A 14,180-nucleotide genomic window follows, 5' to 3' on the forward strand; every position below is an offset into this window, starting at 1 on the left:
GGACTTGTCCTCAGCGATGAGCAGCGCCCTCGACAGCATCAACCCGGCTCTGACCCGCTACGGGCGCAAGGAGCCCGCACCGGTGCTGCCCCTGCGTGAGGAACCCGATCTGCTGAGCTGGCTGGAAACCAGCGGTCGTCTGGTGGAAGACGAGGAGTCGACCTCACCGGAAGTGAGCACGGTGGAAGAGGAGGAACTCTCCGCACTGATGGGCGAGAAAGAGGACTACAACGCCGCTGACGAGCAGAGCGAAGAGAACTGGGAAGACTGATCCCACAGGCCTGAACCGCCCTAATCTCGGCGCGCCCGAACGCCCCTGCCTTGAGCGACTCCCTGGCGCCGAGATCCAGTTCAGACGGACGCATTGCAGCGACGGTTCTGGCCGTCGTTGTGTTCAGCATCGCCTTTGCAGCCGATCGTTGGATCCCCAATAGCCTGCTGAGCCTGCCGCTGCTGGTGGCCAGCCTGATCGCGGCCGCGACAACGGCCTGGGGGGTGCCGCAGCTGCGGGCCCTAAAAATGGGGCAGGTGATTCGGGAAGACGGACCCGAGGCCCATCAACGCAAAGGCGGAACACCAACCATGGGTGGCTTGCTGGTGGTGCCGGTCGGGGTGATCGTCGGCTCCCTCAGCGCCGTGGGCGAGGAAAGCGGTCCACGGCTGCTGGCGGTTGCAGCGGTCACCCTCGCCTACATGGTCATCGGCGGAATCGATGACTGGCGCAGCCTCACGCGACAGACGAACAAAGGACTGACGGCACGAGGCAAGCTGCTGCTGCAGGGCCTGACAGCGATTCTTTTCCTTGCCTTTGCAGGATCCCAGGGCTGGATCAGCAGCAGCGTTGCCCTGCCCTTTGCTCTGACCCTGTCTCTGGGATGGCTGATCTGGCCCCTCGCCCTGTTTGTGTTCCTGGCGGAAAGCAATGCCACGAACCTCACCGATGGCCTCGATGGACTGGCCTCCGGCTGCGGAGCTTTGGTGTTTACAGGGCTTGCCCTGCAGCTGATGTTGCGTGGCAACAGTGGTGATCCAGCCCTGGCTGGCTTCTGCATGGCCATGGCCGGAGCCTGGCTGGGCTTTCTCGCCCACAACCGCAACCCGGCAAGACTGTTCATGGGTGACACCGGGTCCTTGGCGATGGGGGCTTCCCTCAGCGCCGTGGCGCTGCTCAGCAACAGCCTCTGGCCTCTTCTGGTGATGGGAGGTGTGTTCCTGGCGGAATCCCTCTCCGTGATCCTTCAGGTTTGGGTGTTCAAGGCCACCAAAGGCCCCGATGGCGTAGGCCGTCGCGTGTTCCGAATGGCACCGCTGCATCACCATTTCGAACTGGGTGGCTGGAGCGAACAAACGGTGGTGCGCAGCTTCTGGCTGATCAATGCAGGCCTCGTGCTGCTGGGGCTGCTCGTCCTTCCGCCTACATAAAGGGAAAGAAGACCCCCTTGAATCCCTCCACAATCTGCAGAGCAACGGCTAGGCCGATCGGAAGCATCGGCCAGCGACGACGAAACGAACGCCAATGCCAGATCGATGGCGCCTGGTTGATCTCCCTGAGCATCAACAACACGAGATAAAGCTCCAGAAAAACAGTCAGCGGAACAAACACAAGAAAACTGGCGCCCTCCATCAACAACCGGTCCCATTGACCCGTCCTCGACACAAAGGAAACGGTGACCTGCAATCGTGCAGGCCAAACGAAGAACACAGCCCAGAACGCCCTCAGAAATGATGCTGTACTTCCAAACAGCACCAGCCAGCGGGCCGAACGCTCGAACCAAAGCCTGACTTGCTGCACGGGGAGTGGCCGATCCATGGAAAACAGAATTTAAGAGCCTTCCGGCTTACGAACCAGCGTCAAGCGCACACCTAAACAACACGAAACTGTTGCTTTCCCGTTACGTTTTCGTCTCAGGCTGAAGATCTTTCCGTTCTTCGGAGAGCATGAAACTCAGCCCCAGCCATCGACCCTGGACGCATTGCCATGGCCTATTTCACCTGGAAGGAAGCTGGGCTCACCAGCGATTGCCCCAGCCTCCAAGCCATGGCGGCCCGCTTCGAAGAAGCCGCGAGCCTGATGCGACGGATGGCCGGGGAAGGATTCCAGTTGGAACGTTCCGCCGGAGAGGCAAGGATCACCCATCCCCAGGCGGAGGTGTTCGATGCCTGGGGGTTCATCAATGAGGAATCGCCGGAACGGCAACTCACCTTGATTCCGGATCAACCCGATTGAGCCAACCGGCCTCACTGTCACCTGACCTCACTATCGCCGGAGCGCACCCACAATCCAAACCACAAGAAACGCGAGCGACGAAACACCCAGATAGATCAGAGCCCACTTCTGCATGGTGGCGATCTCCCAGCCGAACAACAGACCATCCGCCGCATCGCCAGCCGTGGAAAACGCAAAGACGACAGGCATGGCCGGTGGAGCGCGAAGATCACCCCATGCTGCCCTGTCCATGACGATGACCCTGTTTCCAAAAACGGTGATGCTGCTGGGTAGCGGCGAACTGGGGAAAGAGGTGGTGATCGCTGCCCAGCGCCTCGGATGCCGGGTGATCGCCTGCGATCGCTATGCCAACGCTCCCGCGATGCAGGTTGCGGATGCGGCGGAGGTGTTCGCCATGACCGACCCAGAGCTGCTGCAAACGGTGGTGCGACGTCATCAACCGGATGTGGTGATTCCGGAAATCGAAGCGCTGGCCGTGGATGCCCTCCAGGCCCTGGAGGATGACGGCATCCGGGTGATCCCTACGGCACGGGCGACGGCAGTCACCATGAACCGGGACCGGATCCGAGACCTGGCGGCTGGCCCCCTGGGACTGCGTACCGCGCGTTTCGCCTATGCCGCCAACCTCGAAGAACTGAGAAAGGCTGCGGAACCATTGGGTTGGCCCGTGGTGGTGAAGCCAGTGATGAGCTCCTCCGGCAAAGGGCAAAGCGTGGTGCACAGTGCCGATGAACTGGACGCGGCCTGGCAGGCAGCGGTTTCAGGAGCCCGCGGAAGCGCTGAGCGGGTGATCGTGGAGGAATTCCTTCGTTTCGAGCTGGAAATCACACTGCTCACGATTCGTCAGAGCGATGGCACCACCCTGTTCTGCCCACCGATCGGTCACGAACAGAGCGGTGGTGACTACCAATGCAGCTGGCAGCCCGCCGCCCTCAGCGCCGGACAGCTGGAACAAGCCCAAGCCATGGCGCGCAGCGTTACCGACAACCTGGGCGGTGCAGGACTGTTTGGAGTGGAGTTCTTCCTCTGCGGCGATGAGGTGATCTTTTCGGAGCTCTCGCCACGCCCGCATGACACTGGCCTGGTGACACTGATCAGCCAGAACCTGAGTGAGTTCGAACTGCATCTGCGCGCCGTGCTCGGTTTACCGATCCCAACGATCCGCTGCGAACAACCCTCAGCCAGCCGCGTGATCCTGGCGAATGAGCACCTGAAGCAAGTGCGTTACGCAGGACTGACAGAGGCCTTGCAGGAGAACAACACCGAAGTGCTGCTGTTTGGGAAACCCGATGCCCGGCCTGGCCGGCGCATGGGGGTCGCCCTCGCACAGGGATCGGATCTGAACGAAGCCCGCAGCAAGGCAGACCGAGCGGCAGACCGGATTCAGGTGCTAGGCGCCTAGCGACGCTGAAGAAAGCGATAGTGCTGGAGCCCTTCGAGCACACCAGACACTTTGGAGCGACTGGCAAAGAACACGCGCTGCTGCTGACGGAAGCCCTCCAGGCAAGGGTCATGTTCGGCAGGCACCACCGTGGCAGGCAGACCACGCACCAGTTCGGCATCGCCCTGCTGACTGGCCACCACCAAAATCCGATCGAGGGGCAGTTGCCAGCGAAGCGCGAGGAAACGGATCGCTTCACTGCGAGAAGCCCGCAGTGGCAACACATCCAGAAACCAGTGGCAGCGAAGGTAGGGACGCGCCGCCTGGCGACGTTGGCGCAGGCGCTGACGCACCAACGCCAGAATCGCCTCGCCAGGTTGTCGAAGCAAGTAGCTGACCTTGAAGGGGCCCTGCTGGGCTGAATCCTGCAACTCAAGATGGGCACCGAGATCGGAAAGGCTCCGTTCCACCTCCTCTCGCTGCCAGTCCACCGCAATCCGCGCAGCCCACTGGGGATCGGCTTCGAGATCCTCTCCGTAGGCGATCTCCGTGCCTGCCCGGGTGATCCACACCCCTGGCGACGGCAGGTGCAGCTCAGCAAAACGGTGACGGGCCGCGGCCAGCGAACGACCACTGAGAATCCCAAAACTGCCAGCCCCGGCCCCTGGCCCACTGGCCTCGAGCTGCTGCCGAAGCAGCTGAAGCGCGTCAGCATCGGGATGCTCGAGGCTGCTGTCGAGATCCAACAGCAGCAACCGATCACCAAGCGGACGCCTCTCAGGGCTGGTGGTTCGGACTGCAACTGGGGATGCAGCCGCATGGACCCGCTGCTGCATCAAGGCCAGATAACGGCAGACGTGGGCATCCCAGCTGAAATGACGACTGACCGCCTCAATGCCGTTGTCGCGCCAGCGACGCCAGCACTCCGGATCAGAGCTGGCTCGTTCCAGACCATCCTGAAGCGCCTCCAGGTCGGTCACATCGACCAGCAAACCGTTATCGCAACGCGCCAGGATGTCGCGCGGTCCTCCGTCATCAGTCGCCACCATCGGCAACCCACAGGCCGCGGCCTCCAAAAGGGTGAGCCCGAAGGGTTCCGTGAGCGCCGGATTCACAAACAAACCGCGACGACGAGCCGCCCAGCGATACACGGCGGGAATCTGCGCGCGCTGATGCTGTTTGGGATAAGCAACCTTGCCGTAGAGGTCGTAGCGATCCACCAGGTCGAACACCTGCTGAAACACCTCTCGCTGCTGTTTCTCGAGTTGACGGGGATCCTCTCGACAGCCGAGCACAAGCACCAGATTGTGGCGTTGCCGCAACACCGCAGAACGACCGAACGCCTCCACCAGTGCCGGAATGTTCTTGCGACGAACCGCCCTGGAAATCGCCAGCAGGGGAGGGAGTTCCGGTTCCCTGAGAAAGGACGCCAACAGACCATCCACCACAGGAGCTTCGCCTGGCGTGGCATCGGGATGGAACCGCTGGGAGTCCACGCCCGGCGGCACCACCTGAGCCTGTTCGGCCTGGAAGCGGCCGTAACGGGCATATTGCTCATCCGCCTCCTGGCGGGTGCTGGTGATCACCAGATCGGCATGGGCCAGGGCGAGCTCCTCGGCATCGATGCGCCGACTGATTGCAAACGCCTGCTCGATTTGTTCGTGATCCCCACCAGCGGCAAGCAAGCGACGCAATTTCTCGCGACCGAGGGAATGGCCGGTGAAGACCAGAGGGATGCCAAGCCGGCGACTGACCAGGGCGCCCAAGTATCCGGCATCGGCGTAATGGGCATGAATCCAATCCGGTCGATGCTGAGGATGCTGGAGACGAGTCACCAACTGATCAGCCAGCTCGTCGAGATGCGGCCAGAGCAATTCCTTGCGCAGATAGCGGCGTGGTCCGAAGGGAAAGCGCAGGATCGAAGCCCCCGGGGCGATCAGTTCCTCGCTTCGGGCGTAATCAGCGGAGACGCGCCGATCCTGAATCAGGCGAGTGACAACCTCAACCCGCTCCACTTCCGGACGAGCGGCCAGGCCCCTGGCCAGTTCGAGCACGTAGAGGGTCTGACCGCCAGTGTCGGCATCACGGCCAAGCTCAAGATCGTGCGACCGAAACAGTCCGTGCAGGTGCAGATGCAACAGCTTCAAACCCACACTCACCCCCGACGCACAACAGGGCAATCAAGCGATTGCCTTGGTTAAGAGATAAGGGCGGCAATCAAGCAAAAAACTGAAAAGAATCTGAGAGATTCGCTATTGATCACCCTCACAACCGCGAAACCGCTCTCCCTGCAAGGGGATTAGAGCAAAGGCTCAGGAGAACGACGCAACAAGCACATGAGGAAATGCAAACAGATCAGGGGTTGATGAAAAGCAGCCACCTGTCTTAAAAGGCTCCTACAAACCGCTGGTCACATCCACCAGTGGTCGAGCAGAACTGCCCCAGCGACCAGCGCTGAAGGTGAACGTGGTCGACACGCCCAACTGCTCGTGAATCCAAGCAAGGATCAGGGGCCCAAGCACGGGCGGGTCTGCTTGATCGGCAGGGGCCCAAAGATTGAAATGGTCACCCCCTGAAACAAGCACCAGCCGATGACCACGAGCCATCGGCTGGCCACGACGCAAAGGGGTAACCGCCTCGGGATCCGGAGGCACCACCCAGTCACTGGTGCCACTCACAAACAGGGCCTTGGCCTGAGCGGAGGGCGCACTGGTTTCGTCGAACAACAGCATCAGCGGGGGGCTCACGGCCACCACGGTCGTCACGCGGGGATCGGCAAGGGACCCTTGCTCCGCCCCCGTCAGCCAGCTGCACTGAAGGATCCAACTGAGGTTGCGTTCCGGATCGCGAGGATCCTGACAACGGTCCTTGAGTTTGCGACTGGTGGTGCCCAGGCCCCCAAGCTGCAGGGCGGACACGGCCCCCCAGGAATGGCCGACCACCGCCACAGCCCTGGTGTTGAGTGCCGTGCCAGGCAGCAGAGATCCGGCTTCGATGCCATCAAGCAGTGCCTGAACGTCCAGCGGTCGCAGTCGTAACTCCTCTGGACCCGGTGGGGGCTGATCCCCGAGGAGCATTGCTTTCTGCTGTTGGGAATCGCTGCCGGGATGGCGAGGCAGCAGCACGGTGTAGCCCTGGGAAGCAAGCAAACGGCCCCAACCCTCAAAGCTGGCAGGTTCGTCCCAGAGGCCATGAGAAATCACCACCAGGCGACCATTGGCCGCTCCCGTGGGCTTCACCACCGTGAGGCTGATCGGCTGAGGGCGGTGAGCCACCGACAGGCTGAGCTGCTCACGGGTCCAACCGGTTGCGGCCGATGCCAGCAGCGAGGGCGGTGCCGGCACTGCCGGAGTTCCCTGCTGCACCAGCTGGCGCGCATCATCCCAGTTGTTCTGAAGCCTCTGGGCGTAGAACGCGAGAGCCTGAAGATTGAGTGTGATGCTCTCGCCAGGCATGTTCTGCAACAACCCGAGCACGGTGGGTTGGCCGTCCCGGTACGTCGCCGCCAGCGCATCGCTGACCATGCGACCACTCGTGTCGGTGGGCAATCCCTCCACCTCCACCAACTCCGAAGCAGCCACTAAGGCTTGCTCAAGCAATGGATGGCCGACCATTTGCTCAGCGACGCCTCCGGTCTGTTCCGGCAGTGGTGCCGTAAGCAGCTGATTGAGCAGGCGCAGCACCGCACCCTCGCCGGCGCGATCGAGCTCCTGCAGATCGGGATTCGCCTGGATCAGTTCCGCAGCCGTTCGCACCTGAGCGATGTCCAAGGTGATCGTCATCTCCATCACCGGCAGGCGTAGTTGGAGGCGATCCACTGCCTCAGCAGGGAGAGGGGCCAAGCCCATGCCGCCGAAACAACAGGCCACCCCAGCAGCCATAGAAAGCAGGCGCTGTTGAATCCAGCTCTGTTTCATGCGACCCGTTTTCATGCAGCCCTTTTTCATGCAGCAGTGGCCATCTCTTGGGCGGGATGTTGCTCGAGCACCTTGCGTAGATAACGACCGGTGTGACTGCTGGGGTGCTGGGCCACCTCCTCAGGGGTCCCGCAGGCGACGATCTGCCCGCCCTTGTCACCCCCTTCTGGACCCAGATCAATGATCCAATCGGAGCACCGAATCACATCGAGGTTGTGTTCGATGCAGATGATCGAATTGCCCTTATCCACCAGTCGCTGCATCACATCCATCAACTTGTGCACGTCGTAGAAGCTCAGCCCGGTCGTGGGCTCATCGATCAAATAGAGCGTTTTGCCGGTGGCACGGCGTGAAAGCTCGGTGGCCAGCTTCACCCGCTGTGCTTCGCCGCCGGAGAGGGTTGGTGCCGGCTGACCGAGCTTCACGTAGCCGAGACCCACATCCACCAAGGTGCGCAGCCGATCCGCCGCCTGGGGAATGGCTGAGAAGACATCAGCCGCCTGCTCGACGGTCATCTCAAGCACATCAGCAATGGTGTGGCCCTTGTAGGTGACCTGCAGGGTCTCGCGATTGAAGCGAGCCCCTTTGCAGACATCACATTGCACATACACATCAGGGAGGAAATTCATCTCAATCACGTTCACCCCCTGACCGCGGCATGCCTCGCAGCGACCACCCTTGACATTGAAACTGAACTGACCGACCTGATAGCCACGGGCCTTCGCCTCCACCGTGGCCGCAAACACCTGACGGATCGGATCGAAGGCACCGGTGTAGGTGGCCGGATTCGAGCGGGGCGTGCGACCGATCGGCGACTGGTCGATCACGATCACCTTGTCGATCGACTTAAGACCGCGCAGTTCTCCCAAACCCTGCGGGAACGGCACCTTGTGACCGAGACCGTGCTCCAGGGCGGGGTGCAGCAGTTCATTGACCAGGGTGCTCTTACCGCTGCCGCTCACCCCGGTGACCGACACCAGACGACCAAGGGGGAACTCCACGCTCAGACCTTTGAGGTTGTTGCGGGCGCAATCGAGCAGCTTGAGGCTTCGGCTACCAGCGTTGCGCCGCTCCGCTGGCGTGGGAATGCTGCGGCGGCCACTGAGATACGCCCCCGTGAGCGACTGCTCCGCAGAGAGCAGATCGTCCAACGAACCCTCCGCCACGATGTGGCCCCCATGCACTCCAGCTCCAGGGCCGATATCCACCAAATGATCCGCCGCACGAATCGTGTCTTCGTCGTGTTCCACCACCACCAGGGTGTTCCCCAGATCGCGCAGACGCTCCAAGGTGGCCAACAGGCGGTCGTTGTCACGCTGGTGCAAACCGATGCTCGGTTCATCCAGCACGTAAAGCACACCGGTGAGACCGGCGCCGATCTGAGTGGCGAGACGAATCCGCTGGGCCTCACCGCCGGAGAGGGTCATCGCCGGGCGATCCAGGCTCAGGTAATCGAGCCCCACATCGAGCAGGAAGCGCAGGCGCATGCGGATTTCCCGCAGCACCAGATCACCGATCTGAATCTGACGAGATGAGAGCAGGGGTTCAGCGCCATCGGCAGCGCCGACCCCCATGAGTCGTTCAATGCGTTCCAGGGTCTGACCAACGCTCACAGCGGTCAGCTCAGTGATCCGGAACGGACCCACGCGCACCGCCAGAGCCTCCGGACGCAGCCGTTGACCAGCGCAAGTCGCGCAAGGCACCAGCTCGAGATATTTCTCCAACTTCTGACGTTGGGCCTCGCCACTGGCATCCCGCAGCTGACGCTCAAGAATTGGCAGGATCCCCTCGAAGGGCCTCTGGTAGCCGGCGCTCTTGCGATAGCGGCTGTCGGCCTGGATCAGGATCGGCTCGTGGCTGCCGTTGAGCAGCACATCCCGTTGGTCGTCATTGAGCTCCTGCCAGGGGGTTTTGATCTCAAACCCGAAGGCCTCCCCAACGGAATAGAGAAGAGAGAAGTAATAGCTGTTGTCCTTCTCTGCCCAAGGAGCAACGGCGGCATACACCGGCAGGGAGGGATCGGGCACCACCCGCTCCGGGGTGAATTTGCGCAGGTGTCCGATGCCGTGGCAGTCCTCGCACGCGCCGTAGGGACTGTTGAAGGAGAACAGGCGGGGAGAAAGCTCCTCAAACACAGCGCCGTGTTCCGGACAAGCGAAGTTCTCGGAGTAGAGCCGCTCCCGTTCCATGCCATCAGGAAGCTCCTCGTCCTTCTTGGGCACCACCTCCACCACCGCTAGGCCATCTCCGCGTTTGAGGGCCGTGCGCAGTGAGTCGGTAAGACGCTCCTGGATCCCCTCACGGGCCACCAAACGGTCCACCACGACATCAATGCTGTGGCTGTGGTTCTTGTCGAGTTCGATGTTGTCGGAGAGCTCGCGCACCTCACCATTGATGCGAACCCGTGCAAAGCCCTCGGCGGCCAGGCCACTGATCAGCTTGCTGTGGGTGCCCTTCTTGCCGCGCACCACTGGAGAGAGCAGCTGATAGCGGGTGCCCTCCGGGAGGGTGAGGATCTGATCGACCATTTCGTCGATGGTCTGAGGGCGGATCGGTCGATCGCACTGCGGGCAGTGAGGTTCACCGGCACGACCGAACAGCAGACGCAGATAGTCCTGGATCTCCGTGACCGTGCCCACCGTGGAGCGAGGGTTGTGGCTGGTGGATTTCTGATCAATCGAAATCGCTGGCGACAGGCCCTCGATCGCATCGACGTCAGGCTTGTCCACCTGACCGAGGAACTGCCGGGCGTAGGCAGACAGGCTCTCGACGTAACGGCGTTGTCCTTCCGCAAAGATAGTGTCAAAAGCCAAGGAGCTCTTGCCGCTTCCGCTCACACCGGTGAACACCACCAGCTTGTTGCGCGGAATCGTGACGTCGACATTCTTGAGGTTGTGCTGACGGGCGCCGCGCACACGGATCACGTCCTCGAGAGAGCCGCCGCTGAGGTTGACCGGAACCGCAGCCTTCATCGGCAGATCCTTGGAGGGCATCAGAGTCTACGGAGATGAATCCGACTCAGGCGGCTCGTTGCTCCAGCAAGCTGGCTGCATAGGCACGCGCTTCGTCCAGATCACCACCGGCGAGCTCCGCCAATTCCTGCTCTCGGGCCTGAGTGTCCCGCAGGTGGGACACTCGCGAGCGGGTCACACCAGCATCCACCGCTTTACTGACGCGAAAGTGATGGTCAGCAGCAGCGGCCACCAATGGCTGATGCGTCACGCAGAACACCTGGCGGTGACGCGACAACCGTCGCAAAAGATCCGCCATGGCACCGCTGACGCGGCCACTCACACCGGAATCGATCTCGTCAAACAGCAGCGTGCTGGACCCATCGACATCAGCCAGGCAGGTCTTAAGGGCCAGCAGAAAGCGCGACATCTCTCCACCAGAAGCCACCTCGCCCAGCGGCGCCAGGGGCTGGCCGGGGTTGGCTGAAAAGAGAAAGCGAATCGCATCCGCCCCGGATTCGGAAGGCTCGGCCGGATCCACAGCCACCTGAAAGCGAACATTAGCCAGACCCATGGGGCGCAGATAAGCCAAGAGGTCCTCCTCCAACTGAAGGGCCACTCCCTTGCGCAGAGCGGTCAACTGTTGATTGACCTCATCCCGACGCTGACGGGCCGCGGCTTCCTGTTGCTCCAGGGCGTGGACAACGGCTTCCGCTCCTCCGGGCTCGAAGCTCTCGCGCAAGCCATCACGCAGCACACAGAGCTCCGCCAGATCCTTACCATGACGCCGCTCCAGGTGTTTGAGCAAAGCCAAGCGCTCCTGCAGATCACTGAGACGGGCGGGGTCACTCTCCAGGGCAGCTCCATAGGTCTCCAGATCACGGATGAGATCCCGCAACCCCGCCTCCAGATCCAAACAGCGGTCACCCAGACCCTGGAGGGAGGCATCCAGTTGGGCCATCTGCTGCAGTTCATGGCAACAGACCAGCAGATGATCCACAGCGGAGGGCGCCTGATCGGCACCGTCCTGAAGGCGCCCGATCAAAACGGCAAGCCCCTCCTGGAGGCGCACGCCATGGACCAGTCGATCCTGTTCAGCGGTGAGAAGGGCGATCTCATTGGGATCGTCCAGAGCCGCAGCCTCCAGTTCCTCCAGCAGGGCCTGATGATGCTCTCGCTCTCGCTCGAGCCGTTCACGATCCTCGCGAGATCTCTCGAGAGTGCGCTGCTGATCGCGCCATTGCTGCCAGGCGCGACGCACCACAACCAAAGGTTCCTCAAGGGCGATGGAACCCAGTTGGTCGAGCCATTGGCGCTGCAATCCCGGTCGAGCTAGCTGCTGGGTCTGCCCCTGAACCGTGAGATCGATCAACATCGGCCGAAGGGAGAGCACCTGCTGACGATTCACGGCCACGCCATTAAGGCGAAAGCGGCTGCTAAGGCGATCATCCTGCCGACGCCAATCGCGACTGATCAGGAGCTCCTCCTCCTCCTCGAGAGGCAGCTCCTGCTCTTCCAACCAGGTGAGCATCGCGGGCTGCAGAGAAAAACGGGCTTCGATGGAGGCCCGCTCCCGGTCGTGGGGCACCAAACGCTGAGCCGCCGGACCCTGCAGGCCACCGAGCACAGCATCGAGGGCATCCAAGAGGATTGACTTACCTGCTCCCGTCTCTCCTGTGAGCACGGTGAAGCCCCGCTCAAAATCGAGCTCCAGGCGGTCGATCAGGGCGATGTTCTGGAGGCGCAGCCCGGTCAGCACGACAGCTCCCGGTGGTCACGTTGACCGTAGCGGCTGCCCAGCTCGTTTAGAAGGGGTGCACTGGCGTTGCCGGCCGTGATGAATCAGGAACTCGGAGATTTCATCGAGGCCTCGGGCCTGATGGAGTACGACCCTGCTGCGATCACCCGGATCTACGCGGGGCATCCCAACCGTCTGCTCAAGCGCCTCTGGCAGACCCTGATGCCGATTGGTCTACTGCTACTGGGCATCGGTTTCGACTGGCTCTTTCAACTGCTGAAGAGCCCGGAACGGGCCAGGCAACGGGCCCGGGAATGCGCCGAACTGCTCGTGGATCTGGGACCGGCCTTTATCAAGGCAGGGCAGGCCCTCTCCACCCGACCAGACATTGTTCCTCCGGTGCTTCTCGAGGAACTCGCCCAACTGCAGGACCAGCTCCCAGGATTCTCCAGCGAGCTGGCGATGGCCTGCATCGAAGAGGACCTGGGAGCACCGGTTGACTCCATCTTCGCGACCCTCGAACGGGAGCCGATCTCCGCGGCCTCGCTCGGTCAGGTGCATCGGGGGGTGCTGAAGGAAGGGCAGCGGGTGGCCGTGAAAGTGCAACGGCCAGGACTGCGGGAACAGATCACCCTCGACCTCTACATCGTCCGCAACATCGCTGCCTGGCTCAACAGCAACATCGGGCTGATCCGCAGCGATCTGGTGGCCCTGATCGATGAACTGGGCCGGAGAGTCTTCGAGGAGATGGACTACCTCAACGAAGCGCAAAACGCCGAGACCTTCCGCGATCTCCACAGCCACAACCCGCGCATCGCCGTACCGCGCATCTACAGGGAAGCCACCAGTCGCCGGGTCCTCACCATGGAGTGGATCGATGGTGTGAAGCTCACCAATCTCGAGGCTGTGCGGTCCATGGGAATCGATCCCGATGACATGGTCGAGGTGGGGGTCAACTGCAGCCTCCAGCAGCTACTGGAACATGGTTTCTTCCACGCCGATCCCCATCCGGGGAATCTGCTCGCTCTTCAAGACGGACGTCTCTGCTACCTCGATTTCGGAATGATGAGCGAGGTGAGCCGAGAGTCGCGAACGGGGTTGATCCAGGCCGTGGTGCATCTGGTGAACCGCAATTTCAGCAAGCTCTCCAAGGATTTCGTGACCCTGGGCTTTCTGGCGGAAGACGTGAATCTCGAACCGATCGTTCCGGCCTTCGAGAGCGTGTTCAGCCAGGCCTTGGAGATGGGAGTCAACCGGATGGACTTCAAGAGCGTCACCGATGACATGTCAGGAGTGATGTATCGCTTCCCCTTCCGGGTGCCGCCCTACTACGCCCTGATCATCCGCTCCCTGGTGACGCTGGAGGGAATCGCCCTAAGCGTCGATCCTGAGTTCAAGATCCTCGGGGCCGCCTATCCCTACTTCGCCCGACGTTTGATGGAGGACCCGGATCCGCAGCTGCGCCAGAGCCTCAAAGAAATGCTGTTTGACGGCGATGCGTTCCGTTGGGCGCGCCTGGAGAATCTGATGGCCAGTGCCGCCAGTCAAGCCCAGCTGGATCTCAACACCCTGCTGGATCAGGTCCTCGATTTCCTGTTCTCCCCCAACGGCGGCATGCTGCGCAACCAACTGGTGGAGGCGGTGGTCGATCGCCTCGACAGTTTTGGATGGCTGGCCATGCGTCGGATTGGCCGCCAGCTTCCCCGGCCCCTGCAACCACCAGCTCTGATGTTGCAATCCGACTGGAACAACAGCGACATGCTGGATCTCGAACCGATCCGACAACTGCTGAGCGTGCTCCAGCAACTACCGGGATTCCGTCCGGAACTTCTGCTCAGTCGTTTGCCCCGCTTGCTTCGAGAACCCGATGCACGCCGGATGGGTTTCAAGGTGGCCAAAGGGTTGGCCGAACGAGGAGTTGTCCGCCTTGTGAAGGTCGCCGCCGGAGTCCCTGCCTAGATTCCGC

11 protein-coding genes are annotated in these 14,180 nt (G+C 61.8%); 5 read left to right on the forward strand and 6 right to left on the reverse strand.

Annotated features, from left to right (window positions below):
• Nucleotides 1-16: 16 nt before the first annotated feature.
• Together CWE16_RS01355 and mraY are read left to right on the forward strand one after the other, a co-directional pair.
• Nucleotides 17-271, forward strand: a complete 255-nt coding sequence (locus tag CWE16_RS01355; protein ID WP_131455097.1) for a DUF3134 family protein — start codon at nucleotides 17-19, stop codon at nucleotides 269-271.
• A 50-nt stretch (nucleotides 272-321) separates the two neighbouring features.
• A complete protein-coding gene (mraY, locus tag CWE16_RS01360) occupies nucleotides 322-1,422 on the forward strand; it encodes a phospho-N-acetylmuramoyl-pentapeptide-transferase (RefSeq protein ID WP_131592371.1) in 1,101 nt (366 codons plus the stop codon).
• On the opposite strand, the gene CWE16_RS01365 is transcribed toward mraY, so the two are convergent.
• On the reverse strand, nucleotides 1,415-1,810 hold the full coding sequence (locus CWE16_RS01365) for a hypothetical protein (RefSeq protein ID WP_131592373.1): 396 nt from the start codon (nucleotides 1,808-1,810) through the stop codon (nucleotides 1,415-1,417). The genes mraY and CWE16_RS01365 overlap by 8 nt on opposite strands.
• A 168-nt stretch (nucleotides 1,811-1,978) precedes the next feature.
• Here CWE16_RS01365 and CWE16_RS01370 point away from each other — a divergent pair, with 168 nt between their 5' ends.
• Nucleotides 1,979-2,227: a hypothetical protein gene (locus CWE16_RS01370; protein WP_131455099.1), complete on the forward strand. Its 249-nt coding sequence runs from the start codon at nucleotides 1,979-1,981 to the stop codon at nucleotides 2,225-2,227.
• 30 nt (nucleotides 2,228-2,257) lie between these two features.
• Here the strand turns inward: CWE16_RS01370 and CWE16_RS01375 are convergent, their stop codons facing one another.
• Nucleotides 2,258-2,416: a cytochrome B6 gene (locus CWE16_RS01375; protein WP_131592375.1), complete on the reverse strand. Its 159-nt coding sequence runs from the start codon at nucleotides 2,414-2,416 to the stop codon at nucleotides 2,258-2,260.
• A gap of 46 nt (nucleotides 2,417-2,462) precedes the next feature.
• Between CWE16_RS01375 and purT the strand changes: the two genes are divergently transcribed.
• Nucleotides 2,463-3,629: a formate-dependent phosphoribosylglycinamide formyltransferase gene (gene purT / locus CWE16_RS01380; RefSeq protein WP_131592981.1), complete on the forward strand. Its 1,167-nt coding sequence runs from the start codon at nucleotides 2,463-2,465 to the stop codon at nucleotides 3,627-3,629.
• On the opposite strand, the gene CWE16_RS01385 is transcribed toward purT, so the two are convergent.
• The 4 genes from CWE16_RS01385 to recN form a co-directional block, all read right to left on the reverse strand.
• Nucleotides 3,626-5,761: an HAD family hydrolase gene (locus CWE16_RS01385; protein WP_131592377.1), complete on the reverse strand. Its 2,136-nt coding sequence runs from the start codon at nucleotides 5,759-5,761 to the stop codon at nucleotides 3,626-3,628. The genes purT and CWE16_RS01385 overlap by 4 nt on opposite strands.
• A 243-nt stretch (nucleotides 5,762-6,004) precedes the next feature.
• Complete coding sequence (locus CWE16_RS01390) at nucleotides 6,005-7,525, reverse strand: alpha/beta fold hydrolase (protein WP_236629499.1); 1,521 nt, start codon at nucleotides 7,523-7,525, stop codon at nucleotides 6,005-6,007.
• 26 nt (nucleotides 7,526-7,551) lie between these two features.
• Nucleotides 7,552-10,497, reverse strand: coding sequence for an excinuclease ABC subunit UvrA (uvrA, locus tag CWE16_RS01395; protein WP_201737955.1), 2,946 nt, complete (start codon nucleotides 10,495-10,497; stop codon nucleotides 7,552-7,554).
• 46 nt (nucleotides 10,498-10,543) lie between these two features.
• The gene (gene recN / locus CWE16_RS01400; protein WP_131592381.1) at nucleotides 10,544-12,235 is read right to left on the reverse strand and encodes a DNA repair protein RecN; all 1,692 of its coding nucleotides are present in this window, start codon (nucleotides 12,233-12,235) and stop codon (nucleotides 10,544-10,546) included.
• Between the two features lie 78 nt (nucleotides 12,236-12,313).
• Between recN and CWE16_RS01405 the strand changes: the two genes are divergently transcribed.
• Nucleotides 12,314-14,173, forward strand: a complete 1,860-nt coding sequence (locus CWE16_RS01405; protein WP_131592383.1) for an ABC1 kinase family protein — start codon at nucleotides 12,314-12,316, stop codon at nucleotides 14,171-14,173.
• Nucleotides 14,174-14,180: the final 7 nt, after the last annotated feature.

It is taken from the genome of Synechococcus sp. BS55D (genome assembly GCF_004332415.1).
Lineage (GTDB): Bacteria > Cyanobacteriota > Cyanobacteriia > PCC-6307 > Cyanobiaceae > Synechococcus_C.

What these genes read in the sequence shown, in the direction of transcription:
- CWE16_RS01355 (WP_131455097.1), top strand. Translation starts at nt 17, where the DNA reads ATGAGCAGCGCCCTCGACAGCATCAACCCGGCTCTGACCCGCTACGGG.
- CWE16_RS01365 (WP_131592373.1), bottom strand. Translation starts at nt 1,810, where the DNA reads ATGGATCGGCCACTCCCCGTGCAGCAAGTCAGGCTTTGGTTCGAGCGT.
- CWE16_RS01370 (WP_131455099.1), top strand. Translation starts at nt 1,979, where the DNA reads ATGGCCTATTTCACCTGGAAGGAAGCTGGGCTCACCAGCGATTGCCCC.
- CWE16_RS01375 (WP_131592375.1), bottom strand. Translation starts at nt 2,416, where the DNA reads ATGCCTGTCGTCTTTGCGTTTTCCACGGCTGGCGATGCGGCGGATGGT.
- purT (WP_131592981.1), top strand. Translation starts at nt 2,463, where the DNA reads ATGACCCTGTTTCCAAAAACGGTGATGCTGCTGGGTAGCGGCGAACTG.
- CWE16_RS01390 (WP_236629499.1), bottom strand. Translation starts at nt 7,525, where the DNA reads ATGAAACAGAGCTGGATTCAACAGCGCCTGCTTTCTATGGCTGCTGGG.
- uvrA (WP_201737955.1), bottom strand. Translation starts at nt 10,497, where the DNA reads ATGAAGGCTGCGGTTCCGGTCAACCTCAGCGGCGGCTCTCTCGAGGAC.
- CWE16_RS01405 (WP_131592383.1), top strand. Translation starts at nt 12,314, where the DNA reads ATGAATCAGGAACTCGGAGATTTCATCGAGGCCTCGGGCCTGATGGAG.